This is a genomic window from Clostridium tarantellae, assembly GCF_009295725.1.
Classification (GTDB): Bacteria; Bacillota; Clostridia; order Clostridiales; family Clostridiaceae; genus Sarcina; species Sarcina tarantellae.
The window spans coordinates 1-642 of the sequence record NZ_WHJC01000606.1 but is presented as its reverse complement, the minus strand read 5'-3'; the positions used below and the strand labels follow the sequence as shown (position 1 = coordinate 642).

The following is a 642-nucleotide window of genomic DNA, read 5'->3' as shown; positions in this document are numbered from 1 at the left end:
ATTGATGAAATAAAGGAAAATGACTATAACTTAAACATTCCTAGATACGTAGATACCTTTGAAGAAGAAGAGGAAATAGATATAGTTGCAGTTCAAAATAGCATTAAGGCTAGAGATGAAAAAATGGATGATTTATATAAACAATTAGAACAAGACCTTAAAGAATTAGGACTATAGGAGGTGCAGAGTATGAAAAGAAATGTACCTAAGTTAAGATTTAAAGAATTTGAGGATGAATGGAAAGAGAGAAAAATTGGAGAAATAGCAGATGTAACAAAATTAGCAGGATTTGAATTTACTAAGTATGTTGTATATTCAGATGAAGGTGAAAAAATAGCTTTAAGAGGATTGAATGTAAAAGATGGAAAATTGAATTTAGAGGATGTAAAATTTATTGATAAAAGTGATTTCTCAAAACTCAATAGAAGTAAGCTGTTTATCAATGATTTACTTCTAACCTATGTTGGAACAATTGGAGAGTTAGCAATAATTGATGAAAATGATAAATATTATTTAGCACCCAATGTTTGTAGAATTAGAATTTCAAAAGATAATAGCTACTTTATAAAATCAAGTATGAGCAGCGAAAGATTCTATTACAAAACAATATTACCAAGTGTAACAACCTCATCACAACCTGCA

Annotated in this window: 2 protein-coding genes; both read left to right on the top strand. The window is 28.5% G+C overall.

Going from position 1 to position 642, the window contains the following annotated elements; all coding sequences use genetic code 11:
• Positions 1 to 177 (top strand): N-6 DNA methylase (locus GBZ86_RS16590; protein WP_152892495.1); only part of this gene is annotated, 177 nt, incomplete at its 5' end.
• A 12-nt stretch (positions 178 to 189) separates the two neighbouring features.
• Positions 190 to 642: restriction endonuclease subunit S (locus GBZ86_RS16585; RefSeq protein WP_207707489.1), on the top strand; the 453-nt coding region annotated here is incomplete at its 3' end.